Origin of the sequence: Psychrobacter sp. AntiMn-1 (genome assembly GCF_001854065.1) — a bacterium.
In the GTDB taxonomy this organism is placed as follows: Bacteria; Pseudomonadota; Gammaproteobacteria; order Pseudomonadales; family Moraxellaceae; genus Psychrobacter; species Psychrobacter pacificensis.
The window spans coordinates 1,725,243-1,748,016 of record NZ_CP012969.1 but is presented as its reverse complement, the minus strand read 5'-3'; the positions used below and the strand labels follow the sequence as shown (position 1 = coordinate 1,748,016).

Here is a 22,774-nt window from a genome sequence, read left to right as displayed (position 1 = left end):
TTATTGATAATAGTTTACAAAATTCGATCTTAAAATACTATATTGATTTTCGAAATATAATGTGCATTAAAATGGCTTAGTGATATATTTTTTCTTAGTTGTTCAAATCTTTTTCCGAAGCACAGACTTCCAACTCTCCTCCAAACACTCAATAGCTAGCCAAGGCTCAATCACTTCAGCGTCATGTTTTTCTTTTGAATTAGCCAGTTGCCATAGCGCCTCTAGCGTGGCAAACGGATAGGGACGCTCTACCAAATAGACCGGTAAATCCGCGTTAATGATGCCATCACGCACTACTTCAAAATACCAGCCTGAGATACCTTGCTTGCTGACCCATGCTGCAATATTGGGCACTTTGGTAAATTGGCCGATTTGGTCGTTGATTTTGTAGCACGGGCGGCGTGGTTGGACGATGCGCAGCTGCACGCTACCTTCACCGTTTATTTTGTCGTCGCCATACTGATAAACGTCGCCAATACAGACGTTAGACTCATCCATCTCAGGCAAGCCATTAACAGTTTCAGTGGTGAGGTTTTCTCCGAGCGTACCGATACGTACTTTTAGGTCAAACTCTGTATTGATTTTTTCATAAGTGGCCATTGGCAGTTGATGCACGGCTTTGAGCGGGCCGCCATGATGTTTGCGATCGGCTTGCTCGTCAGTGGTCAATCCCATAAAATTGACGGCGACGGGTGCTGTAATGGGCGCTTTATCAATGGCGCTCATCTCATCACGGGTAAAGGGCATGGCTTTGCCTGCGCGGACACATACTACGTTTGCCACATGCAAGGGTAGGTTAATCTCAGGGTTTGAGCGGTGAGTAGAAGACATGGACAATCCTTAATGAGCATTGAGATCAAAACAAAAATTGGGCAATGGTGATTGATAAAGATGATAGCAACCTCTGCAGCAATTATCTATTTAATCAGGCATTATCATGACGCGTATCCCCAAATATCGGCACAAAAAAAGACCAAAATAACGATTCTGGTCTTTTGGTCTTATGCTTTTAGTATGACGCGATTATTGTACTCAATAATCTTATTTGTTTTTGTTGCGACGACCAGCGGTTTTCTTTTCACGCGGTGTGGCGACCAGCTCAGCCAACTGATCCGGTGATGACCATAGGCCTTCTAAGTCATAGAACTCACGCGCTTGTGGGGTCATGATATGAACGACAACCGCGCCCAAGTCAATCAGTGTCCAGTCAGAGTCGATACCGCCTTCGCGGCCAAGCGGCATAAAGCCCGCTTGTTTGACTTCAGCGCCGACGCTATCCGCCATCGCGCGTACATGACGTTTTGAGGTACCATCAGCGATGACGATACGCTCGGTGACGTCAGTTAAGTCTTCTACATTCATTACAGTGATGTTCTTTGCTTTCATATCATCTAGCGCGCTTTGTACAATGTTCAAGCACACGGTTAAGCGTTCTTCGGTCATGGTGTTGATCATAAATTTTAATCTCTTCAATCGTAACTATTAAAAATAAAGGGGTAAAACGTCAATTTGTCTGATTCGACTGATCATATGTCGTCAGTCACGTATAGAGACAGGATAGGCAAAATGACATAGATAAGGCGATTTTAACGGAATTGAGCAGCAGAATATAGCTGATGGGCGATAATATAGTGATAAACGGCAGGATTGAGCCATTTAGCTAATGAATTGGGGTGAGTATTGCTCATAATATCATTTATTGCTGCGATAGATGCGATTTGCCTGTCAGTGCCGGGCATTTTATTTGTTTCAGTCGCCAATATGTGTAGTTGTTCGCGTATTTGCGTGCTTGATACGGCAGTGATCGGTCGCGTATCTATATAAATGCGTCCTTTCATAGCGCTTTTCAAGTCAGTGCCATCTGTTTCTAAGCTATCTACCAAGCATCGAGCAATTGGAGTGAATAGCTCAATCGGTGAGTCGATTACATGTGATTGTAAAGGTGGCGGCAGTTGCGATTGCAAGGTAGCAAGATATTGCGAGGTCGATATAGGGTTTTCAAATGATGTCGCCCTGTCAGAAACTCCACCATTAATATGATCGCTATCCTCACGATTAAACACCCACAGATTGACATAATCAGTGAGTCCTAACCCGTCTTTCCATTTATCCAAACTGCGCGCGCTGTCCATACCCATGATAAATATCAAACTATCATGAGGGTACTGCTGTCTGAGTGCGCGTACAGTGTCGATTGTATAGACAGGCGGCGCTTGCCATAGCTCAAGCTCATTGATTTGTATCGGTGTGTCTTGCGTTGCGAGCTGCAACATGGCTAAGCGGTGTTTAGGGTCAGTGCTCTGCGTTTTAAATGGCGAGCGCGCATTGGATAATAATGAAACGTGCAAGGGGCGGTTTTGCTGCTTTGCGATTGGCAACAAGTCCTGATAGACGTGTAGAGCCACTTCTAGGTGACCATTATGTACCGGATCAAACGAGCCGCCAAGATAGGCACGGATGGCAGGGGCAGAGATCTTTTCGTGAGAGTTATTGCTCGTATTTGACATAAATAAATGCAAATAAAAGAATGAGGTGCACGCTGTTTTTGGTACCTCTCATTCTTTTATTAGCTAACCTTTTTATATTAACTGAATCATAGCGCTATTGTAGAGGGCGGGCGAGTATCTGTCACCACTATCTATCACCACCTATAGTCAGTGAAAATTAATACCACTACATTAGGCACTGTTAAATCAATTTTTTTGCTTGCTGTGCTTGCGCAGACAGAGGCTGCAAAAATTGATATTAGCAGTACCTTATCGTTTTTGAGATACTTTGACTATACCACCACAGCACCAATAAAAAACCGACCATCATGATGATAGTCGGTGGTATAACGGACTTTGATTGGCAAATCGTATAGCGATTAAATCAGGTCGCTATACGCTTGGATAGCGGTCAGCGCGATGGTATAGACGATATCATCAACGAGTGCGCCACGCGATAAGTCATTGACTGGCTTATTCAAACCTTGCAGCATCGGTCCAACGCTGATGACATTGGCGCTACGCTGCACCGCTTTATACGTGGTGTTACCAGTATTGAGATCAGGGAAAATAAAGACGTTGGCTTGACCTGCGACAGGAGAGTCAGGCGCTTTTTGTTTGCCCACACTCATGACCGAGGCGGCATCATATTGTAGTGGGCCATCGACTTTGAGGTTCGGCGCACGCTCACGGACGATTTGGGTGGCACGAGCGACTTTTTCGACATCCGCGCCTGCGCCTGATGAGCCCGTAGAATAGCTGATCATCGCGACTTTTGGATCGATACCAAAGGCAGCAGCAGACTGTGCCGATTGAATGGCAATTTCTGCCAACTCTTCAGCATTCGGATCAGGATTGATCGCACAGTCACCATAGACAACCACTTGCTCAGGCAACAGCATAAAGAACACGGACGATACGAGCGAGTACTGCGGCGCGGTTTTGATTAATTGAAATGCTGGGCGTACGGTATTGGCAGTGGTATGAATCGCACCTGAAACCAGACCGTCGACCTCATCTAGCTGTAGCATGATGGTGCCAAGATACACCGTATCTTTTAGATATTCAGCGGCGACGTCTGCGCCAGTCTTGCCTTTACGGCGCTCAACAACAGCAGCGATATATTTGCTCATATCAAGGGTGTCAGGGTCGATGATTTCTAGACCTTCTGGCAACGTCAAATCGCGATTTTTGGCGACTTGTTCGACATCGCTGCGTTTTGCGAGCAGTACGCAATCAGCGATACCGCGGCTCTGACAGATACAGGCTGCTTCGACGGTACGTGGTTCAGAACCTTCTGGCAATACGATACGTTTTTTAGCGTGCTGTGATTTTTTGACCAACTGATGGCGAAACGCCGATGGGGACAAGCGCGGTTCATGATTACGGCTAAAGTATTCTTTAATCCAGCTCAAATCCAAATGGGCAGCGACATAACGCGCCACTTCTTCAGCGCGATCGGTGTCATCACTTGGAATCTCTGAACTCATATGGACAAGGCTCTGTACCGTTTGATAGCTGTCACTCTCGACGCTCATGATAGGGATGCCCGTTTTGAGCGCCGACTGCCACAGCTCCGTTACGGTCTCGCTTGGTAGGATACCACCTGTCAAGACCAATCCTGCCAGCGGAATACCATTGATACAGGCCAATCCTGCGGCCAATAGCAAGTCATCGCGGTCACCAGGGACCACCATCAACGTACCACGTTTGAACACTTGATTGACACGAGCGACTGAGCGCGCCGTTAGACTGATGCGATTGATACGACGTGTTTTTGCTTCACCAACGTTAAGCCAAGTGGCATCAAGCTCGGTGGCAATGTCCCAAGTGCGCGGTACAGACAACGAATCGCTAAAGGGAACGACACCGATGAGGCGAAACGCGTCGGTATTGAACGAAGGCGATAGACGCTGCACTTCTTGCAAAAAGGTTGGATCTAAGCTGACGACCGCCTCACCCGGAGCGACTGGTTGATTTTCAAAGGTATTAGGCACGTCTTGTACCCGCATCAATATTACGCCTAATGTACGCGCATCCATGACACCGCCGAACTCGCGCGCATGCACATCAAGCTTGTCCGCCAACGCCGCTGGTTGACTGATATCAGCGGCACCAACAAATATGATCTTGGCATCTAAAGCATGGGCGAGGGCGCGGTTGATTTGTGAAGCGTAAGAGGTCTCAGTGGTCGGCACCAGACCTTCACAGATGATGACGTCAGGGCCATCATCTATTGTGTGATAATTGGCAATCACTTCTTCCATCAAATCATCAAGGTTGCCATCGCCCAACATCCGCTCGACGTGCTGACGACTGATCGATTTGGGCGGCTTTAGACCAAAGGCATGCATGGTCAATGCGCTTGAGCTGTCTAAGCTGTGCTGCTTATCTAGGGTATCGTCTTGCAAAAACGGCTTCATAAAGCCCGCTTTGATACCGTTATAATCAAAGGCGCGAATCAGTCCAAGCGCGGCTGATGTCACACCGATACCGCGGCTAATGGGAACAAGTAAAATGGTCTGCATAGTGTATCCTACGGTTTATTTTATTATTAAGTTCAATTCATCCTTGGCAGAATGAGCAATGTGCTGAGTATGTACGCCATAGCCTTATAGCAAATGTTAATTATATAGATATGGCGTATCAAACACGCTCACGCTTATATTAAATTCAATGCCTGACGAGTCTCTTGAGCAATACGGCACTCTTCATCAGTTGGGACGACCCATAACTCGATACTGCTGTCATCTGCGTGGAAGCTGCCTTCTTTACCACGAACCAAACTGGCATTTTTGTCAGCATCTATTTTGATACCGAAATGACGCATCACTGCCAGGATTTTGGTACGTGTAATGTTGGAGTTCTCACCGATACCGCCAGTAAAGACAATACCGGTAAACTCTGGTAGCGCACAGCTAAGGCTGGCCAGATATTTACCAGCACGATAGCAGAACATCTCGATAGCGAGCTTGGCATCTTCGTGACCTTCACTGGCTGCTTGCTCGATGGTACGCAAGTCGTTAGACAGTCCTGAGATACCAAGTAGACCGCTGTCATTATTAAGCATTTTGTCGGTTTCTTCTAAGCTCATACCGAGCTGACGCTTCAGGTGCATGTGCAAGCTAGGATCCACATCGCCACTACGCGTACCCATCATAAGGCCCTCAAGTGGGGTCAGACCCATGCTGGTATCGAGACTTTTGCCATCGTATACTGCGGCGGTTGAGCAACCATTGCCTAGATGTGCTGTTAGCCAGCCATGCGGGCCTTTTGCGTCAGTGATTTGGCTGGTGCGTTCTGAGACGTAAGCATGTGATGTGCCATGGAAGCCATAGCGACGGATTTTATGCTCTTCGTATAGATATTTGGGTAGCGCATAGCGAAAAGCAACGGGCGGCATGGTTTGGTGAAAAGCGGTGTCAAACACCACCACTTGCGGCATATCAGGATAGATCGCCTGAACCGCTTCGATACCCAGTGCGTTTGCAGGGTTGTGTAGCGGAGCTAATATTTTGAGACGCTTCACTTCTTCTAACGCATGCTCATCAACGCGAACGGCTTTGGAATATTCGCGGCCACCATGTACCACGCGGTGCCCAACGGCGATGAAGTGGTACTGCTCTAGTAGCTCAAGGATTTTTTGTAGCGCCAGCTTATGGCGACCACCAGGAATAGAGATTTCAAGTTTTTCACCGTTTAAGGTCGTGTGCTTAATACGGGCGGTATCGAGACCTAGGTTTTCGGCAAGACCGGTGATACGAGTAGAGTTGTCATCACTAATCAACGCGTATTTGATGGAAGACGAGCCGCAGTTTAAAACCAAGGTTGGGCTGGTCAGGGTTGATGTTTCAGAGTTCTTATCATCAAAAGTGGTGGTTAGGCTGTCGCTCATACTCTATCCTTAGATTGGTTTTTATAGGTGGGTTTTTGTAGGTTGAAAATCATCATATCGTCAGATTACTATGATAAAAACGACACTGACATCGCATCGTGTTCATATTAAGGTGATGATAGATTGATCGTATTTAACACAAGATTAGCCATATCCATGCTGATCTATCAAACAAGTATATGATCGATCTTAGTCATACTGAGGCTGATGGTTGTATCTTATTACTATATAGCAGTACCGCTGAATCGTAGGCCTGAGCCTCAGCATAGCCGTAAGGCCGCGGTATAATGTAACATATTTTTGTAGCTATACCGCGATAATGGTAAGGTTTAAAATTGGTGTCTATCAAGCGTTCAAAATATTGGTACATCTGTTATAGCTAGTGGCTCTTAGGTACTTTAGCCATTGATTATTGGCTGTTGTAGAGCTGCCTTATGAATATCAAAAATTGTAAGAAATATTGTCCAAATTCCTATCAGACATGTTTTTATGCGCAAATTATCAAGCGACACCGTCAGTAAATTATGATGAAAGCATCAAATCAATCCCCACTATGAGCCAAATTTATTGGCCAATGCTGTTCAGTATGCGTACAGCTTTGTGTCATAATGCTATGATTAAAACTTTGATATTGGCCATTTTTGGGCTGCCTTTTTCGATCTTTATTTATTACGATTTTTAATCGCACTTACACCGCTACACGCTCACAGGTGATCCACTCCATGTCTACTATACTTCGCTCATCAGAAACTGGGTATATCGCCTTATGGAGACTTGCCAGTCGCCGCGCCATTATTACTTTAGTCATTGGCAGTGCGATGATGGTAGGGTTGTCAGGCTGCGGGCAAAAAGGCGCTTTGTACTTACCAAAGTCCAGTAGCCAAACGGTAAAGGGTAGCCCATCTGTACTAAATAGTACGAGCCATCCACAAGATGCCGCTTTTGCTGGTATTGATGATGATACCTATCAAAAAAATGACTATCTAGATGAACAGCAAATACTGCCCGAGCCGAGTACAGATCCTAACGATTATTAATGTTTATTCTTACCCTTGATACCCTGATTATATTAGAGATGTTTATATGAGTTATTCTGAACTACCTGCTGACGTAACCGATGTTGCTACTGGCGAATCTGTCACTATCCAAACTGAGCACGGTCTATATGTTGATCCTAAAGCGTTGAGCGCTCATCTGCCCGCGCTAAGCTATCGCGACGACGCGCTATATATGGAGCAGGTTAGTGTTGATGAGTTGGCAAAACAATATGGTACGCCATGCTATGTCTACTCAAAGCAGGCGATACTGGATGTTTATCAAGCCTATACCGATAGCTTTGCCAGTCTCGATCATCAGGTATGCTACGCGGTAAAAGCAAACTCGAATCTTGCAGTGCTTGGGGTGCTTGCGCAGGCAGGTGCTGGGTTTGACATCGTCTCTCATGGTGAGCTGATGCGCGTACTGGCTGCAGGCGGCGCCGCGTCGCGCGTTGTCTTCTCAGGTGTTGGCAAAACTTACGGCGATATCGAATACGCACTGACCCAAGGTATTGGCTGCTTTAACGTCGAGTCGATCAGTGAGCTGACCTTGATCAACGAGGTAGCGGCAGCACTGAATAAACGCGCGCCAATCTCATTACGCGTCAATCCAAATGTCGATGCCAAGACGCATCCGTATATCTCAACAGGTCTTAAAGACAACAAGTTTGGTATTACCCACGAAGACGCCTTAGCGGTCTATCAGCAAGCGGCGGATTTATCACATATTGATATCGTTGGTATTGATTGTCACATTGGCTCGCAGTTGACGGAAGTCGCGCCGTTTGTCGCCGCACTAGATAAAGTCATTGAGCTGATACATAGCCTGTGCGATCATGGTATTGAGCTGCGTCATATTGATTTGGGTGGCGGTCTAGGCGTGCGTTATATTGATGAGACGCCCGTGTCTATCGATGAGTTTGCCGAGGCTTTATTACCAAAGCTTAGCGAGCTTGGTTTGACCGTATTCTTTGAGCCAGGTCGTAGTATCGTTGCCAATGCTGGTGTGCTATTGACGCAAGTCGATGTACTTAAGCCGACTGAGCATAAGAACTTTGCGATTGTCGATGCTGCGATGAATGACCTGATTCGTCCTGCTTTATATCAAGCTGAAATGGCCGTGATTCCAAGTACATTACCGAGCGATGGTATTGATACAAATGGTACAAAGCCGTGGGACATCGTTGGCGCGATTTGTGAGACAGGGGATTTTTTAGCAAAAGATCGCTTACTGTCATTAGAGGCAGGAGCTGTCTTGGCAGTGACGGGCGCAGGGGCTTATGGCTTTACTATGAGTAGTAATTACAACTCGCGTCCGCGTGCCAGCGAAGTGATGGTATCAGGCAATAACCATCAGCTCATCCGCAAACGTGAAACGGTTGAAGTATTGTATGCTGACGAAATACTGTGGCAGGATAAATAAAGCCGCCAACACGCCAACACTGACACTGTTTTTGCATAATAAATAAAACCCACTGTGATAATAACGGTGGGTTTTTTATGGCAAACTCGAATGGGGTATATCGAGTTTGAGGTATAACGATAAGTTAGTATTTGATAGCGGTGATAATTATGATTGTATCTGACAGCGTGCTAATATAAGCCATACATAAAAATAGGATAGGACATCAAAGATATGCTAATAGAATTTACTAAAATGCATGGGCTGGGCAATGATTTTATGGTTATCGATTTGGTGACCCAGCGCTTAGATTTGACCAAGGAGTTGGTAGCGTTATTGGGAGATCGCCACCTAGGTATTGGCTTTGATCAACTGCTTGTGGTCGAGCCACCGATGCGCCCCGATGTTGATTTTAGTTACCGTATTTTTAACACGGATGGCACCGAGGTGGAGCAATGCGGCAATGGTGCGCGCTGTTTCGCCCGTTTTGTCCAAGCACGTAAACTGTCATTTAAGCAGCGGCTACGGGTTGAGACGGCGAGCGGCATTATCTCTTTGACCACTGATCGGTTTGGTTGGGTAGAAGTCGATATGGGTAAGCCCAAGTTTGAGCCAAATGAGATTCCCTTTAGCCCAAGAGCCACGACCAAAATCCAAAACACTTATCACCTCGATGTCAATGGCACACCTGTACAGCTATATGTCGCTAATATGGGCAACCCACATGCCGTTATCAAAGTTGATGACGTGCTTGACGCTGAGGTTGAGACGTTAGGCAAGGCCATTGAGTCCCATCCAGCGTTCCCAGATCGCGTCAACGTGGGCTTTATGCAAGTGATGAACCAGCGTCATATTCGTCTGCGTGTGTATGAGCGCGGCGTGGGCGAGACGCAAGCTTGCGGCACGGGCGCCTGTGCAGCAGTTGCAGTCGGTATAAGAGAGGGCTGGCTCGATGAAGGCGAAGAAGTGCGCGCGCAGCTCTATGGTGGCAGCTTGATCATCAAGTGGCAGCCTGGCTATTCAGTTATGATGACAGGTCCGACTGCTTTTGTTTATGAAGGAGTCTTTAGTCCAGATGGTTTGATGGCGCAAGCAGGTATTAAGCCAAGTTCTGAAGGCTGATATCTGTCTTTAGAAAAATGATATCAATAACATGGGTGCTTCTGATATGGTTATGTCCACTCATCAAGACGGTCAGACAACGCAAACGGCACCTTGGCTATCAGCTGAGCTGGCGGCGAATATAGAGTCAGATGCTGCGCTACGAGCGTTATTAGCACCTGTCCATCGTTGGCTCAATACGCTGTCTGTGCGTAATCACTCGCCGCATACGCTGACCGCTTATTTTGCTGGCTTAAACCAACTGGCACTGTTCTTACGCGGTAAGCGTCTGACGTGGACGCGTTGTGATAAGCGCCAACTGGCTCAGCATATTAGTCAGCGTCTCGATGAAGACAAGCTTGCGCTTGCTAGCGTTCAGCAAGAGCTGTCAGCGATTCGGCATTTTTATGGTTGGCTCATAGAGGAGGATTTGGCGCGTATCAATCCAACGACCGGCTATCAGCTCAAGCGTAGCCCTAGACCATTACCCTCTATCGCTGATGTGGATTTATTGACGCAGTTACTCGATCAACAAATCCCTGATACGCCAGAGCAGGCGCGTTTGTGGTTGCGTGATAAAGCCATGTTTGAGCTGCTCTATAGTAGTGGTCTACGTGTTGGCGAGTTGGTCGCACTCGATATGGCTGATGTGGACTTGTCTGATTTACGGGTGCGAGTCACTGGTAAGGGTAATAAAACCCGCTTAGTACCATTAGGTGCAAAGGCAGCAGAGGCGATGACACGCTATCTACAGCATCGCAATCTATGGGTCGAACAGATGGACAGCGCCTTGTTCATTAGCGAAAAACTCGGCACCAGACTATCGACGCGAGCAGTACAGCAGCGTCTAAAAGTTGCGGCGACTCGCGCAGGTATTGCGCAAAACATGTATCCACATCTACTGCGTCATTGCTTTGCCTCACACATGCTGTCAGGTAGTGGTGACTTGCGTGCCGTGCAGGAGATGTTAGGACATAGCGATATCAGTACCACGCAAATTTACACCCACGTTGATTTTGCCAAATTAACACAAGTCTATGATCGCGCCCATCCACGAGCCACCCACACTCAAAATGATGAAAATCCTACCTAATTGAGTAATCTATGGTTTAAGCAATCTACGGGACTTCTTAAGTTATGCCAAACGATGACAATCAAAGATAGGTAATTTCTGTCGACCTTGCACTTGAGCTTGCTTGTCTAATGATGCCATGACGATGGCGTATCCTTTATCTATGTCAGATGTCGTAGACAGATTTAGCTCACTGCTATCATGGCTCGCAATAACGCTGCCATCAAAAGCAGTAATGGTAGTATGTCCCCACGTCTGGCGAGTATTGCCATCTTTATATGCATGATCGCCGCCCTGTGCTGCACCGATCACCATGCACTGACTGTCCAAAGCACGTGCCTGTAACAATAGCGACCAATGCGCTTGTCCAGTCAGATAAGTAAAAGCAGACGGTGCACTTAATATATCAGCACCTGCTTGACGTAAGCGCTGCGCTAAAGCAGGAAAGCGCAAATCAAAACAGACCATCATACCCAACTGATAGACAGAGCCTTCTGACTCAAGAGGCGCAACCACGGTCTGCGTGCCCGGCTCAAACGTCGCCGCTTCATTGTAGCTGCCTTGCTTATCAGCCACAGTCGCGGTAAACAGATGAATTTTATCGTATCGTGCCACTCGCGACCCGTCTGGCGCAAACAACTGACTGACTTGACGCAGCCGACCATCAGGAACGATCATGCCATCAGGCCGATAAGGGCAAGGCAGTGAGCCTGCCAGTAGATATATATTATGAGTGCGGGCATACTCTGCCATCGTCGCTGATAGCGCGTCAAAACGCTCTGCAGTCGCAAACTGCTGGCCCATGCTACAGCAGTTTTCAGGTACGACAACGAGTTTAGCACCTTGCGATTTGGCATCAATGATCGCCGCTTTTATATTCGCTAAATTGCTATCGATGTCTTGCTGGCTGTTCATTTGAATGGCAGCTGTGCTAAATTGAGAGGGCATTGTTGTGTCAGTCATGACAATATTCTCCGTGACGGGTAAGTCTTGATGGCTGCTCATGACAATTTTTTATGACGTTTTTTATTATAAAATGTTGATGACGCTGAACAAACCATTCATAGTTATCGGTTGGTTATTAAGGCAAACATGCTAAATTTGTATCACAAACATACCAATCGTATCTGGATAGGATATAAATTAACGTAGCAAAATTGTGATAAAAAATGCTATCGTCATGTCCTGTTAAGGTGACATCATCGCCTTAATTGGCAAAATAAATACAATATGACCAAGACTGGAGTGTAATAAGCCGCCCATGAGTATGTCGTTCGGATTGGCGAGCACGCTAAGTACCTCACAAAAACTGACACCGCAAATGCAGCAAGCCATTAAATTGCTGCAGCTCTCTAGTCTTGAGCTTGCACAAGAGGTTCAAGCCAAACTGGATAGTAATCCGCTGCTTGAACGTATCGAAGAGGATGATGACGAGTACGAGAATAACCGTGACGATAGAGCAGATGAGCTAAGCGAGTCATTAACACTTGATAGCTGGAACCAAAGCAGCAGTGACGCATCTAGCGCAGGATCTGATAACCATACAGACTATGGTGACGATAGCACTGACAGCTGGGAGAAACTGCAGCAATCTCGTATTGATGATGGAGCGATGGATAGTGATAGCAGTTTTGACACTGATAGCTTCGATGCTAGCAGCTTTGATAAAGAGAATTACGCTTCGACATCAACAGGCGCAGGCAATAATAGAGGCGATGAGGATTTTGATAGTTATCAGGGCGGTACTTCGTCGACTATCAAAGATCACGTACGTTGGCAGCTCAACTTTAAGCGCCTATCAGAGACGGACACATTGATTGCAGAGTATTTGATGGACTCTATGGACGACATGGGATTCATACGAATTGATATCGATGAGCTGCTACAGAGCTTTGATACCATGGCCAACTTTTATCAGTGGGATGAACGCGTTGAGTACGACGAGGTCATGGCCGTATTGCGTATGATCCAATCTTGCGATCCGATTGGCGTTGGCGCACGTCATTTGAGTGAGTGCCTAGCGATTCAGTTATCCAAGCTAGATGCCAATACTGCATATCTCAAAGAAGCAAAAGCGTTGCTAACAGCCGGCGAGCTTTTGGTGAGTAACAATATCAAAGCGCTGACTGAACGGACAGGCCTTGCCCCTGAGAACATCACCCCTGCGCTTAACTTACTGCGCACCTTAAACCCTTCACCCGGATTACTCTTTCAGATCAACCAGCCTGATTATACCCAGCAGCCCGACAGTTACGACATTCCAGATGTATTAGTCACACCCATTAGGAGTCGTAAAGCCACTGCCAATACTGAGGCATTAGAAGACGGTTGGCATGTACGCCTCAATCCTGACACCTTGCCGAAGCTGCGAGTAAACCAAGAATATGCCAATTTAGTCAAACGCGGTGATGACAGTCCGGACAACCAATATCTGCGTGAAAACCTCACCGATGCGCGCCTCTTTATCCGCAGTATTGAGGAGCGCAATCAAAACCTATTAAAAGTAGCAACCAGTATTGTGCGTTATCAGCAGGAGTTTTTGCAGCACGGTGCAACGGCCATGCAACCACTTATTCTAAAGGCAATCGCAGAAGAAGTAAATCTACACGAGTCCACCGTTTCACGTCTCACGACCAGTAAGACGATTTTGACACCGCAAGGACTATTTTCACTAAAGCACTTTTTTTCTTCTCACGTCAGCAGTTCGGATGGCGATATCTCATCAACGGCCATCAGTGCCATGATTAAAAAGCTCATCGCTGATGAAGATCCCAAAAAACCGCTATCGGATAGCCGTATTCAAAAAGAATTATTGGCAGACGGTATCGATATTGCCAGAAGAACTGTTGCCAAATATCGTGAAGCCATGAATATTGGCTCATCTACTCAGCGCAAACAGAAGTATTAATCGTTTAAATACAGCCATCTGCAACAATTTTGAGTAATCATTGATATTTCTGTGGCAAGATATAAAAAATAAAATTTTTTGATTATATAGAAACATGATGGAAACAACAGCTATTGTTACACTTAATTACAATTTAACGTCTTGCTACTATCCCTCTTTCATGACAAATTAGAGTCATACCAACAACGAAATCTAAGTGCCAATCTATAGTATTTACTTGTAATGAATAAAGGAGACGATAAAAGGATACGTCGAAATCTTACTAGAGGCATTAGATAGATTATTGGTAAGGCAGGATGATAAGAGCAGGAATGCGACTTCATCTGTTGAATGTAAGTTACAAATACAAGGACAATAATATGAATGTTTCTATCAGTGGTCACCATATCAGTGTTACCGAAGCTATGGACACAGCAGTTCGTGAAAAGCTTGAAAAAGTAGAGCGACACTTTGATCAGATACAGAGTATTAAAGTGATATTATCGTTAGACAATAGTGGCGCAAGTGATGGCGGTAAAAAAAGTCATAAAGCTGAAGCAATTATGCGCGTCTCAGGTCAAGAAATGTTTGTCCAAGCCTTAGAAGATGATATGTATAAAGCCATTAATGAGATGGCAGACAAACTTGATAGACAAGTACGTAAGTACAAGACCCGTCAAGAGCGCAAAAAGACTCAGGGTGCTGGGCGTGATGAGCGCTATCAAGACACCACGCCTGCTGAAGCAGTGCCAGCAGCTTAATCATAGGTTTGAATAACGTTGATTAAGTGGGCAATCAGATCATCAAGAGCGTCTGAACGAGCTAAAAAATAAGAAATTTGACAAACAGCTATTTCATTCATTGGTGATCTATAAAAGAAAAAAGACCTCGAACGTTTGACACGTTGAGGTCTTTTTTAGTACGTCTCTAATGATGCGGTTAAGAGTTCATAATTAATAAAAACTAATGACAGACTGAAATATAAAAATTAGCCTCCGCCCACAGCCTGTACGACTTCTATATTCATACCTTCTACAATACGCAATTGAGCCAGCTCACTCTTTGGTGTTAGCTCACCATCTACTTCAACGGCATAGCGTCCTTGACTGAGTCCAAGTTCATTGATGACTAATTGCACTGTCTGATGAGTGGTTTGTAAGTTTTTACCATTAACACTAATGGTGCTCATATAAAATCCTCCTTAATAATTTGAGATTCCTTGTAGTAACGGTCCTATAAGTATTAGTCGCAATATAGGTGCTTTGAATCTTATAGGCGACTATTTGTATCTATACTCATAATATCAATCAATCTTCGGCAGGTATGAGTAGAATGGATTAATCCATTGAGTTCTCAAGTCGAAATGCAGAGATAGCAAGCCATAACCAACCTGCAATCATAAGAACCCCGCCAATGGGCGTAATCGCGCCAAACCAGCGCGGTGCTCCAAGCGTCATGGCATATAGACTACCGGCAAATATAATAATACCGGTTTGCAATAACCAAGCCGTAGCTTGAGTGGTATATTTTAAGCGTATCAGTAAGCCCACAACTAATAGACCCAGCGCATGTATGAACAAATACAGCGTCGCAGTATGCCACCATTCAAGTTGTTGCACATTTACGACGCCCTTCAAACCATGCGCACCAAATGCACCCAAAGCGACAGCGATGGCCATATTAATCGCGGCAATACCGATCCAATTTAACATGACAACACTCGTCTTTTTTTGATGCTATTGAATATCATCAGGTAAAATCACGCTATCAATGGTCATGGCATCGCGGATTTTGTCCATCGCGTTTTTTTCGATCTGACGGACACGTTCAGCGGATATAGAATAAACCGCGGCCAGCTCGTGCAAAGTGGATTTTTGCTCAGAGAGCCAGCGCTGCTCGACGATATCACGTGAGCGATCGTCCAATGTTCCCATAGCCGCGATGAGGGCAGACGAGTTATTTTCTTCCCAGTCTTCTTCTTCTAGCTGCTGAGCTGGGTCAATGCCATCTTCCAAAAACAGCTGCGGTGCATAGCGACCGTCATCATCGTCGCTGGATTGCGCTTCAAATGAGGCGTCATAAGAGGTCAGACGCGACTCCATCTCGAGCACTTGCTTGCGCGTGACATTCAAATCTTTGGCAATCGCGTCTGCTTCTTCTAGCGTGAGCTGATTATTGGTTTTCTTTAAACTACGTAAATTAAAGAATAACTTGCGATGTGCTTTGGTGGTCGCGACTTTTACGATACGCCAGTTACGGATGACAAATTCGTGAATTTCAGCTTTGATCCAATGTACGGCAAAAGACACTAAGCGCACGCCTTTATTCGGATCAAACCGTTTGACCGCCTTCATTAATCCCAAATTGCCTTCTTGAATTAAGTCGGCTTGAGGCAAACCATAACCTGAGTAGCTACGTGCAATATGAATGACAAAGCGCAGATGCGACATCACCAGCAGACGCGCTGCCTCAACATCGCCCTCATCATAATAGCGATGGGCCAATTCTTGCTCTTGTACAGGCGTTAAGATCGGAATTTGATGCACAGTATTGATGTAGGCGCCCAGATTAACCCCCGGCGCTGCCAAATGGGTTGGCATTGCTGGCACCAAATCGCGCGTACTGGTATTGCCTAATGTACTGGCATCATAAGGTGGGCGCTGAGCTGCGGCTTTTAGTGCCGCATCGCGCGCATCGTTTTTTATAGGAGCTGTGCTGTCTTTTTTATTCGCATTCGCAGCATCAGAAGTAGTAGTAGCCATATTCTTGACCTTGGTTAAATAGTTAAGCAAATAGTCAGATAAAAATCTCTATAGTTGTAATTGTAAAGGACAGCAGCGTTTAGTTGCTATCAGTTTTGGTAATGATGAAGTGATATATTGTAGCGAAACGCTGCAATGATGTGCTATTGCCTGACAAATCAGTAACTTCGTTGACGATTAACGCTAAGTAGTCGCCCGTTTGTGTTTGCTGACTCTGACGACAAAACGCTGTGATATCAGCTTGTGAGTTGGGATCCGTCGCGACCACATATAATGAGTCACCAGCGGCTACATCGCGTAACGCAACCTTGGTTTTCAGCAGTGGCATTGGGCATGCAAGCCCGCGACCGTCGACGAAACGCTTGATATTTAGTAAAGGTTGCTCTTCATCTATTTTCGTCTCAGTGCCAACATCTGGGCCACCATTCTCTACTGGCAACAAGTCTAACAGATGATTGATCTCTTGCTGTTCTGGATCGGATAAGCTCGCTGATAAGTAAATAGAGTGTGATGCACGTTTGATGGGTAATTGGCTATCAGCGGACATAATACAAACCTTACAAGTATCAGTATTTCGGTTTCTTTATCAAAAAAGGCTCTAACAATTATTTTTGAATATCGTCAATCTATTTACGGCAACCATGAGCTTACTATTATTGTGTTTAACCATTATACCAAATAGCCGATGTATAATTGCATTTGAATATAATCAACGCCATGTTCGGTTCATTAGAATCACACAGTCATGTTGCACAATCGTGACGGGTGGCTGAGTGATTGGTAGCTAAGCACATAGTAGAATTGACCTTATACAAACAAGCTCGTATAGTCGAAAAGACGTCGTCAACAATCTGATAGGATACGAATTTGTACCACGCTAATAGACCGCCACGACTTATTAAAGCCACCAGCCATTCGATGAATAAGCTGTCGGAAAGCTCGCTATCTAAACTATTTGGGCAAACAGATAGCCGCAACTCTGTGGTTTTATCTTTTTCAAATAGTATCAAAATCGGACTGTCAGTGACATTTCTGGTAATTGCTACAAGTGCTCATAGCAAGGATGGTGATGATAGCCAAGCTATGCCATTTGCCAATCATTCATGGCAAACAGTAGAGTCACAATCGTTAGAGCTACCCAATTTGCGCGGGCAAGGACTGAGCTTTGCTGAGCAGTATCAAAATAAAATGCTGGGTGAGTGGTCATTACAGAACATCAATGGTCGGGTCAAAATGGAGCACGACCCTTGGGTGCAAGAAACGGTAAAAGACATGACATGGCGATTGAATGCGCAAGCCCGTCAGCAAGCACCACTTGGCTTAGTTATTCTTGATAATCCCAGCATCAATGCTTTTGCGGCACCTGGTGGAGTCATCGGGATCAATACAGGGACGATATTGGCCGCCAAAAGTATGGATGAGCTGGCAAGTGTCATCGCCCATGAAGTCGCGCACATCAGTCAACGTCACTATGAGCACAGCGCAGACGAGCGCAAAAAAGCCTTACTGATGCAAGTAGGCGGTATGTTGGCTGCGATTGCCGCATCAGCAGTCGATGGTGATGCGGCGGCGGCTGTAATGGCGGGTAGCCAGACAGCTTCTATGAATAGCAGCATGGCTTTTAGCCGTAACAATGAGCGCGAGGCCGACCGAGTAGGGATGCAAATCATGACTCAGGCAGGCTATGACCCTCGGGCAATGCCACGGTTTTTTGCCACGATGAATCAACAAAGCCAGCTCAATCAGGTTGAAAATCGCTTTTTACCAAGCTTTGTGCGCTCACACCCGCTCAGTGATGAGCGACTGAGTGAGTCGCAGAGCCGTGCTGGGCAGTATCCCACACTGTCATTGAGCCAGCAGCAGCGCCATCAAGCCTTGTTTGATTTGCTCTATTGGCGTGTACAAGCTACTGGCAAACATGCTTCTGAAGTGACGCTCACAACCGCTGCTAAAAATAGTCTGGGTGCCAAACTTGCCTTAGTGAGTTGGTACGGAGAACAGCAGCGCATCGAAGAGGCTAATGAGGTATTGGCACAGATTAATAAACTCCCAAATACGCAGCGTCAAAGCCTAGAACCTTTACTATCGATTACTTATAGTCAGCTTTTAAGCGAACAAGGCAAATGGCAACAAGCTGCAGATATTTTAGAGAGTCAGCAGCGTCTGTATCCTGAGCGCCGTGACTTGCGTCTGTATTTGGCGGAAGCACTGACCAATAGCAATCAGCCATTAAGGGCACAAGTACTGCTAAAACCACTCACAGAGCAACAACCAAGCGATCACTATGCATGGCAAAGTCTGCAGCTTGCTAATGAAAAGCTCGCTAAAACCGCAACGTCACCACAACTGGCTAATATTGCAACGATCAACGCATTGCGTTATCGCAGTTATGATCAACTTTGGAATGGGCGCTATGAGAGTGCGTTGACATCACTGACGCAGGCCAAGCAATTGACTGAAAACCTGCAAGCCACAGCACAAAGCAATAGTGCGCGCCCATTGCTAGCCAATATCAATGCAGAAATCAAAGCAATAAAAACCGCCAAAGACTTTGAGCCTTAGGCGGTTTGTAAATAGTCAGTTTTTTGTACAACAACAGGTGCGCTCGACAACATCATTTTCAGTAATAGCAGCTCATATGCCGGCTTGCTACCCAAAACGAAAAATTAGCCTTGTAGCGCATCTTTAACCATTTTAGAGATCAACGCAGGATCAGCACGACCAGCGGTCTTGTTTTTCAGTACACCCATCACGCTGCCCATATCACGCATAGAAGTGGCACCTTGCTCTGCGATTTCCGCGTTGACCAATGCCATGATTTCATCTTGATTCATTTGCTGTGGCATAAACTCATTGATAATATCAATCTCAAACTGCTCTTTGGCCGCCAAATCATCACGACCATTTTCTGTAAAAATAGTGAGCGACTCTTGACGTTGTTTGAGCTGCTTTTGTAGCACTTCTAATACTTGCGCGTCATCAAGCTCTGTCTGACGATCGATCTCGATCTGTTTGACGACTGATTGTACGTTGCGCAGTATTTTGACACGCTCAAGCTCACGAGCTTTCATAGAAGTTTTGATGTTGTCTGATAACGTCTGTTTAAGTTGGCTCACTGCTATTATCCTTATTCGTTTGTTAAATGCTATTTGTTGGGTACTGTTTAATAAGTTTTTTTGGGTAAAACCTGCTGAGAGCGGGCTTTGATAAAAAATTGCGTCAGCAGTAACAACGAAAATTGTAGCATAAAAAACGCCACTGATATCGATGGATAACAGTGGCGTTAGTGTAGCACTTGTACTTAACTAATCAGATTATTGATTAGTACATACGAGTAGTACGAATAGTTTCGCGTTGTAACTTCTTCTTATAACGCTTTACGGCAGCAGCTTTTTTGCGCTTACGTACTTGCGTTGGTTTTTCATAAAACTCACGCTTACGTACGTCTGATAATACACCAGCTTTTTCACAAGCGCGCTTGAAACGACGGATAGCGATATCAACTGGTTCGTTTTCTTTAACCTTAACTGCAGGCATGAAGACTCCTCGATTAGGATGAGATATAAGGGCATTAGTTTGGCTGTGTATTAGTATTTAGCCGTAATATCTCAAGATTACAGGCATCAGCTCAAACTAGGACAATTCTCACGCATTGGCGCAAGGGCAGGTATTTTAATAAAAAATATCAACAAAGTCAATGATTTTAACAGTTTATTGTCTATTTATACTTTGTTTAAAATGTATCGAGGCTGAGCTGTCAGGTTTTAGGTGAGTTAGAGCACAAAGTTTAGTGTTAATAAAAAATCCCTACGGTCTATAACGGTTTAGTGGGAGTTTATGCTATGATATTTCCCATATTGTAGGGTCTATGAACCGTTTTGTGCGTATTTTATTGAGGATGTTGGAATGAAAAAAACAGTATTAAACACAGCGTTGAGCACAGCTTTTATCGTAGCTTTGGGTGCGGGCGTGAGTGCTTGTAGCGGCGGCGAAGAGCACGAAGAAGTATTGGCGATCGATATGGTAGATGAAGCGGCTGAGCTGGCACGCGCAAACGCCCCTGAAGCAGAAGACATGGAGTTTCCAGAGGCGGCACCGATGCCAGCGGCGGATGCAACAGCTGCAGATGGGACAGAAGCTGATGCCACTGCTGAAGCAGGTACGGCGGATACAAGCATGGCAGACGCGACAACCCCAGCCACAGAGAGTGCTGATACCGCGGCTGCGCCTGCTGCCACTGACAGCGCCGATATGGCAACACCTGCTGAATAAGCTTTTAATTAGACTCGTAATATAATATTGTGAGTCTATGAACTGCTACAAAAAATTTGGCCACAGACGCATCAAATAAAGGTAAGGTCATGATCGATATACAGCAGCATATAAAAAGACTGAGTTTATCTGTTATCAGTCTAAGTGCGTTATTAGTATTGAGCGCTTGTAGTAGTGATAACGCGACTACGGAAGCGTCCAGCGCAGCCAACGAACCTGCTGCTACGAGTGTTGAAGAAACAGTTGCAACAGAATCTGAAACTACGGTGCCTGAGCCTATGGCTGAATCTGAGACTACCGACATGGTGGTTGAAGAAAAGACTGCTGTTGTCGCTGAGCCTGAAGTGCTCGCTGCAGATGCTGGTGCTAAACTTTACGAGTCAAACTGTAAAGTCTGCCATACAGCGGGTTTATTGAATGCACCGAAATATGGTGACACAGCCGCTTGGGCGACTCGTCTGACCAAAGATAAAGAGACTCTATACATGCACTCCGCTAAGGGCTTTAATAAAATGCCAGCACAAGCGGTAAATGGTGTCAGTGAGGCACAAGTCAAAGCCGCTGTTGATTATATGCTCGCGTCAGTAAGCTGATATAGTATATATAGAGTATACCAGTCATTGAAATTTGTTAAACTGACCGTCATTGTGACTGACAATGGCGGTTTTTTTATGCGCGTTTTCTATTACTATCGATTTTAACAACATGACTGGCTGTGCGAAGCGGATTTGATTCGCTATTCAAAATTTTAAAGCGATATACAATAAAAACGCGGCAAAAAATAGTCCGAAAACAAAAGCATAAAGGCAAAAGTATGAAGGTATTGGGTTTAGAGACGTCTTGTGATGAAACTGGGCTGGCGATCTTTGATAGCGAGCAGATCAATAATGACAATCAAGGGTTGGTCGGGCAAGTACTGTACTCACAGATTGAGCTACATGCGCTCTATGGCGGCGTTGTACCTGAGCTTGCCAGTCGTGATCATATTCGTAAGCTCGTGCCCTTACTCAACGAGCTGCTTGAGCAGTGTGATATGAGTAAAAACGACATCGATGCGATTGCCTATACTAAAGGGCCAGGGCTGATCGGTGCGTTGATGACCGGCGCATTATTTGGCCGCAGTCTGGCGTATGGTTTGGATATTCCTGCCATTGGTATTCATCATATGGAAGGGCATTTGCTCGCGCCGCTTATGGGTGCCAATCCGCCCGCTTTTCCTTTTGTTTCGCTGTTGGTCTCTGGTGGTCACACGTTACTTATAGCCGCTCATGGTGTGGGACAGTATGAAATCTTGGGTGAGTCGATCGATGACGCGGCGGGTGAGTGCTTTGATAAAGTGGCTAAGATGCTAGGCTTACCTTATCCCGGTGGGCCTAATGTTGCCAAACTGGCAGAAGCTGGCAACCCTGATGCTTACGCACTGCCAAGACCGATGCTACATCGAGGTTTGGACTTTTCGTTTAGTGGTATGAAAACAGCGGTACATAACCTGATTAAAGACACTGCTGGCTCTGATAGTGATCCGCACATTCGCGCGGATATCGCCGCGAGCTTCCAATATGCAGTGGTCGATACGCTAGTAAAAAAATGCGTCAAAGCACTCAAGCAAGCAGGTATGAGCCGTCTGGTCATTGCAGGCGGCGTCAGTGCCAACATACATCTGCGCGAGATGCTAGAGGCAGAGCTGGCTAAGATCAATGCAACGGTCCACTATGCACCGCCCGCGCTGTGTACGGACAATGGTGCGATGATTGCTTATGCCGGATTTGAGCGCCTGCAAGCTGGGCAATCTGATGATCTGGCGGTTAGCTGTATTCCGCGCTGGCCAATGACAGAGTTGCCAGCCGTATAATTGAGCCT

At 45.7% G+C, this 22,774-nt stretch carries 22 protein-coding genes; 10 read left to right on the top strand and 12 right to left on the bottom strand.

The features are described from left to right. Positions 1-102: 102 nt before the first annotated feature. The 5 genes from AOT82_RS07345 to AOT82_RS07325 form a co-directional block, all read right to left on the bottom strand. Positions 103-831 carry an MOSC domain-containing protein gene (locus AOT82_RS07345; protein ID WP_156770981.1) on the bottom strand — a complete coding sequence of 243 codons (729 nt, stop codon included), beginning with the start codon at positions 829-831 and terminating at the stop codon, positions 103-105. 210 nt (positions 832-1,041) lie between these two features. Next, positions 1,042-1,455, bottom strand: a complete 414-nt coding sequence (rsfS, locus tag AOT82_RS07340) for a ribosome silencing factor (RefSeq protein ID WP_071002442.1) — start codon at positions 1,453-1,455, stop codon at positions 1,042-1,044. A gap of 131 nt (positions 1,456-1,586) precedes the next feature. Then, positions 1,587-2,507 carry a nicotinate-nicotinamide nucleotide adenylyltransferase gene (locus tag AOT82_RS07335; protein WP_071002440.1) on the bottom strand — a complete coding sequence of 307 codons (921 nt, stop codon included), beginning with the start codon at positions 2,505-2,507 and terminating at the stop codon, positions 1,587-1,589. A 359-nt stretch (positions 2,508-2,866) separates the two neighbouring features. Next, positions 2,867-5,014, bottom strand: a complete 2,148-nt coding sequence (pta, locus tag AOT82_RS07330) for a phosphate acetyltransferase (protein WP_071002438.1) — start codon at positions 5,012-5,014, stop codon at positions 2,867-2,869. Between the two features lie 134 nt (positions 5,015-5,148). Then, positions 5,149-6,381 carry an acetate/propionate family kinase gene (locus AOT82_RS07325; RefSeq protein WP_071002436.1) on the bottom strand — a complete coding sequence of 411 codons (1,233 nt, stop codon included), beginning with the start codon at positions 6,379-6,381 and terminating at the stop codon, positions 5,149-5,151. A 722-nt stretch (positions 6,382-7,103) separates the two neighbouring features. Here AOT82_RS07325 and lptM point away from each other — a divergent pair. The 4 genes from lptM (at position 7,104) to AOT82_RS07300 (ending at position 11,014) form a co-directional block, all read left to right on the top strand. Further along, positions 7,104-7,418: an LPS translocon maturation chaperone LptM gene (gene lptM / locus AOT82_RS07315; protein WP_071002432.1), complete on the top strand. Its 315-nt coding sequence runs from the start codon at positions 7,104-7,106 to the stop codon at positions 7,416-7,418. A 46-nt stretch (positions 7,419-7,464) separates the two neighbouring features. Further along, positions 7,465-8,841 (top strand): diaminopimelate decarboxylase, encoded by a 1,377-nt coding sequence (gene lysA, locus AOT82_RS07310; RefSeq protein ID WP_071002430.1) that lies wholly within the window; start codon positions 7,465-7,467, stop codon positions 8,839-8,841. 213 nt (positions 8,842-9,054) lie between these two features. Then, complete coding sequence (gene dapF / locus AOT82_RS07305) at positions 9,055-9,942, top strand: diaminopimelate epimerase (RefSeq protein ID WP_071002428.1); 888 nt, start codon at positions 9,055-9,057, stop codon at positions 9,940-9,942. 52 nt (positions 9,943-9,994) lie between these two features. Beyond that, on the top strand, positions 9,995-11,014 hold the full coding sequence (locus AOT82_RS07300; RefSeq protein ID WP_227517120.1) for a tyrosine recombinase XerC: 1,020 nt from the start codon (positions 9,995-9,997) through the stop codon (positions 11,012-11,014). 42 nt (positions 11,015-11,056) lie between these two features. Here AOT82_RS07300 and AOT82_RS07295 read toward each other — a convergent pair whose 3' ends face one another. Continuing rightward, complete coding sequence (locus tag AOT82_RS07295; protein ID WP_071002426.1) at positions 11,057-11,956, bottom strand: nitrilase-related carbon-nitrogen hydrolase; 900 nt, start codon at positions 11,954-11,956, stop codon at positions 11,057-11,059. 298 nt (positions 11,957-12,254) lie between these two features. Here AOT82_RS07295 and rpoN point away from each other — a divergent pair, with 298 nt between their 5' ends. Both rpoN and hpf read left to right on the top strand, forming a co-directional pair. Continuing rightward, on the top strand, positions 12,255-13,901 hold the full coding sequence (rpoN, locus tag AOT82_RS07290) for an RNA polymerase factor sigma-54 (RefSeq protein WP_071002424.1): 1,647 nt from the start codon (positions 12,255-12,257) through the stop codon (positions 13,899-13,901). A 359-nt stretch (positions 13,902-14,260) separates the two neighbouring features. After that, positions 14,261-14,641, top strand: a complete 381-nt coding sequence (hpf, locus tag AOT82_RS07285) for a ribosome hibernation-promoting factor, HPF/YfiA family (protein ID WP_071002423.1) — start codon at positions 14,261-14,263, stop codon at positions 14,639-14,641. A gap of 227 nt (positions 14,642-14,868) precedes the next feature. Here the strand turns inward: hpf and thiS are convergent, their stop codons facing one another. The 4 genes from thiS to AOT82_RS07265 all read right to left on the bottom strand — a co-directional run bounded on the left by thiS (position 14,869) and on the right by AOT82_RS07265 (position 17,189). Further along, positions 14,869-15,069, bottom strand: a complete 201-nt coding sequence (gene thiS / locus AOT82_RS07280; protein ID WP_058025626.1) for a sulfur carrier protein ThiS — start codon at positions 15,067-15,069, stop codon at positions 14,869-14,871. A 148-nt stretch (positions 15,070-15,217) separates the two neighbouring features. Then, positions 15,218-15,592 carry a DUF423 domain-containing protein gene (locus AOT82_RS07275; protein WP_071002422.1) on the bottom strand — a complete coding sequence of 125 codons (375 nt, stop codon included), beginning with the start codon at positions 15,590-15,592 and terminating at the stop codon, positions 15,218-15,220. Positions 15,593-15,616: 24 nt separating this feature from the next. Further along, positions 15,617-16,480 (bottom strand): RNA polymerase sigma factor RpoH, encoded by an 864-nt coding sequence (gene rpoH, locus AOT82_RS07270; protein ID WP_197496783.1) that lies wholly within the window; start codon positions 16,478-16,480, stop codon positions 15,617-15,619. Positions 16,481-16,721: 241 nt separating this feature from the next. Next, entirely contained in the window at positions 16,722-17,189 is a 468-nt protein-coding gene (locus AOT82_RS07265; RefSeq protein ID WP_071002420.1) for a sulfurtransferase TusA family protein, read from the bottom strand. A 476-nt stretch (positions 17,190-17,665) separates the two neighbouring features. Here AOT82_RS07265 and AOT82_RS07260 point away from each other — a divergent pair, with 476 nt between their 5' ends. Beyond that, positions 17,666-19,204: a M48 family metalloprotease gene (locus tag AOT82_RS07260; protein ID WP_227517119.1), complete on the top strand. Its 1,539-nt coding sequence runs from the start codon at positions 17,666-17,668 to the stop codon at positions 19,202-19,204. A gap of 104 nt (positions 19,205-19,308) precedes the next feature. On the opposite strand, the gene AOT82_RS07255 is transcribed toward AOT82_RS07260, so the two are convergent. After that, the gene (locus AOT82_RS07255; protein ID WP_058025631.1) at positions 19,309-19,758 is read right to left on the bottom strand and encodes a GatB/YqeY domain-containing protein; all 450 of its coding nucleotides are present in this window, start codon (positions 19,756-19,758) and stop codon (positions 19,309-19,311) included. A 205-nt stretch (positions 19,759-19,963) separates the two neighbouring features. Then, entirely contained in the window at positions 19,964-20,179 is a 216-nt protein-coding gene (rpsU, locus tag AOT82_RS07250; protein ID WP_010195908.1) for a 30S ribosomal protein S21, read from the bottom strand. Between the two features lie 369 nt (positions 20,180-20,548). Between rpsU and AOT82_RS07245 the strand changes: the two genes are divergently transcribed. The 3 genes from AOT82_RS07245 (at position 20,549) to tsaD (ending at position 22,766) form a co-directional block, all read left to right on the top strand. After that, positions 20,549-20,914 carry a hypothetical protein gene (locus AOT82_RS07245; RefSeq protein ID WP_071002418.1) on the top strand — a complete coding sequence of 122 codons (366 nt, stop codon included), beginning with the start codon at positions 20,549-20,551 and terminating at the stop codon, positions 20,912-20,914. A gap of 89 nt (positions 20,915-21,003) precedes the next feature. Then, positions 21,004-21,507: a c-type cytochrome gene (locus AOT82_RS07240; RefSeq protein WP_071002417.1), complete on the top strand. Its 504-nt coding sequence runs from the start codon at positions 21,004-21,006 to the stop codon at positions 21,505-21,507. Positions 21,508-21,728: 221 nt separating this feature from the next. Further along, positions 21,729-22,766 (top strand): tRNA (adenosine(37)-N6)-threonylcarbamoyltransferase complex transferase subunit TsaD, encoded by a 1,038-nt coding sequence (tsaD, locus tag AOT82_RS07235; protein WP_071002416.1) that lies wholly within the window; start codon positions 21,729-21,731, stop codon positions 22,764-22,766. The last annotated feature ends 8 nt before the right edge of the window (positions 22,767-22,774 follow it).

What these genes read in the sequence shown, in the direction of transcription:
- AOT82_RS07345 (WP_156770981.1), bottom strand. Translation starts at nt 831, where the DNA reads ATGTCTTCTACTCACCGCTCAAACCCTGAGATTAACCTACCCTTGCAT.
- rsfS (WP_071002442.1), bottom strand. Translation starts at nt 1,455, where the DNA reads ATGATCAACACCATGACCGAAGAACGCTTAACCGTGTGCTTGAACATT.
- AOT82_RS07335 (WP_071002440.1), bottom strand. Translation starts at nt 2,507, where the DNA reads ATGTCAAATACGAGCAATAACTCTCACGAAAAGATCTCTGCCCCTGCC.
- pta (WP_071002438.1), bottom strand. Translation starts at nt 5,014, where the DNA reads ATGCAGACCATTTTACTTGTTCCCATTAGCCGCGGTATCGGTGTGACA.
- AOT82_RS07325 (WP_071002436.1), bottom strand. Translation starts at nt 6,381, where the DNA reads ATGAGCGACAGCCTAACCACCACTTTTGATGATAAGAACTCTGAAACA.
- lptM (WP_071002432.1), top strand. Translation starts at nt 7,104, where the DNA reads ATGTCTACTATACTTCGCTCATCAGAAACTGGGTATATCGCCTTATGG.
- lysA (WP_071002430.1), top strand. Translation starts at nt 7,465, where the DNA reads ATGAGTTATTCTGAACTACCTGCTGACGTAACCGATGTTGCTACTGGC.
- dapF (WP_071002428.1), top strand. Translation starts at nt 9,055, where the DNA reads ATGCTAATAGAATTTACTAAAATGCATGGGCTGGGCAATGATTTTATG.
- AOT82_RS07300 (WP_227517120.1), top strand. Translation starts at nt 9,995, where the DNA reads ATGTCCACTCATCAAGACGGTCAGACAACGCAAACGGCACCTTGGCTA.
- AOT82_RS07295 (WP_071002426.1), bottom strand. Translation starts at nt 11,956, where the DNA reads ATGACTGACACAACAATGCCCTCTCAATTTAGCACAGCTGCCATTCAA.
- rpoN (WP_071002424.1), top strand. Translation starts at nt 12,255, where the DNA reads ATGAGTATGTCGTTCGGATTGGCGAGCACGCTAAGTACCTCACAAAAA.
- hpf (WP_071002423.1), top strand. Translation starts at nt 14,261, where the DNA reads ATGAATGTTTCTATCAGTGGTCACCATATCAGTGTTACCGAAGCTATG.
- thiS (WP_058025626.1), bottom strand. Translation starts at nt 15,069, where the DNA reads ATGAGCACCATTAGTGTTAATGGTAAAAACTTACAAACCACTCATCAG.
- AOT82_RS07275 (WP_071002422.1), bottom strand. Translation starts at nt 15,592, where the DNA reads ATGTTAAATTGGATCGGTATTGCCGCGATTAATATGGCCATCGCTGTC.
- rpoH (WP_197496783.1), bottom strand. Translation starts at nt 16,480, where the DNA reads ATGCCAACCCATTTGGCAGCGCCGGGGGTTAATCTGGGCGCCTACATC.
- AOT82_RS07265 (WP_071002420.1), bottom strand. Translation starts at nt 17,189, where the DNA reads ATGTCCGCTGATAGCCAATTACCCATCAAACGTGCATCACACTCTATT.
- rpsU (WP_010195908.1), bottom strand. Translation starts at nt 20,179, where the DNA reads ATGCCTGCAGTTAAGGTTAAAGAAAACGAACCAGTTGATATCGCTATC.
- AOT82_RS07245 (WP_071002418.1), top strand. Translation starts at nt 20,549, where the DNA reads ATGAAAAAAACAGTATTAAACACAGCGTTGAGCACAGCTTTTATCGTA.
- AOT82_RS07240 (WP_071002417.1), top strand. Translation starts at nt 21,004, where the DNA reads ATGATCGATATACAGCAGCATATAAAAAGACTGAGTTTATCTGTTATC.
- tsaD (WP_071002416.1), top strand. Translation starts at nt 21,729, where the DNA reads ATGAAGGTATTGGGTTTAGAGACGTCTTGTGATGAAACTGGGCTGGCG.